Source organism: Streptomyces sp. AC627_RSS907 (assembly GCF_019049165.1).
The window spans coordinates 1-933 of the sequence record NZ_JAGMUE010000924.1; the positions used below are offsets into that span (position 1 = coordinate 1).

2 protein-coding genes are annotated in these 933 nt (G+C 72.6%); one reads left to right on the forward strand and one right to left on the reverse strand.

Translation table 11 applies throughout. The features are described from left to right. Positions 1-161, reverse strand: a 161-nt coding sequence (locus tag KUM32_RS45530; protein WP_374227610.1) for an ABATE domain-containing protein, incomplete at its 3' end; no start/stop codon positions are given. 102 nt (positions 162-263) lie between these two features. Between KUM32_RS45530 and KUM32_RS39480 the strand changes: the two genes are divergently transcribed. After that, the coding region (locus tag KUM32_RS39480; RefSeq protein WP_217146562.1) for an epoxide hydrolase family protein at positions 264-933 on the forward strand (670 nt) is incomplete at its 3' end.

Below are 933 nucleotides of genomic sequence, written 5' to 3' on the forward strand. Positions count from 1 at the left end.
GTGCAGGAGTCCACGGCGAGTCCGTCCACCGCCAGCCAGTCGACCAGTCGGTGCGGCGTGGGGATGCGCTCCACCGGGTTTCCGTGACGCTCCGAGAGGGTGCCCGTGAAGCTGGTGGCCAGCACGCTGCCGAGGCGGAAGTCAGGGAACGCGGCACTCATGGAACCACCTTAGCCGGTTGCTACCTGGCTCGGCGGGCTGCTAGAACCGTCATAGCCGGTTCACGCGTGTCGTGGCCGGTCCCTCGACGGCCAGGAGGTCCCATGCCCCCGCCCACCAGCGACGTACGAGCCTTCACGGCCCACGCGGCCGACGCCGACCTCGAAGACCTGCGCGCCCGACTCGCCGCGGCCCGGCTGCCGGAGGCCGAGACGGTCCACCACGCCGCGTCCGCCCCCGGCCGGTGGGGGCAGGGCGTTCCGCTCGCCGACCTCACCGACGTCGCGCACTACTGGCGCACCGGGTACGACTGGCGGTCGTTCGAGGCGCGCCTGAACCGCATCGGCCAGTTCCGCACGGTCATCGACGGCCTGGGAATCCACTTCCTGCACCGCCGCTCCCCGCGCGCGGACGCCACCCCGCTGGTCCTGACGCACGGCTGGCCGGGCAGCGTCGCCGAGTTCGTCGACGTCGTGGACGAACTGGCGGAACCGGCCGGTCCGGACGCGCCGGCGTTCCACGTCGTGGCCCCGTCGCTGCCGGGCTTCGGCTACAGCGACAAGCCGACCACCACCGGCTGGGGAACCGAGAAGATCGCCGCCGCCTGGGTGGAGCTGATGGGGCGGCTCGGCTACCGCACGTTCCTGGCCCACGGCGGCGACTGGGGCGGCAACATCACCACGGTCCTCGGCGGCAGGTTCCCGGCGCACGTCCTCGGCATCCACACCACGTTCGCACAGGCCCCACCCGGGGTGTCCACGGAAGGGCTGACAC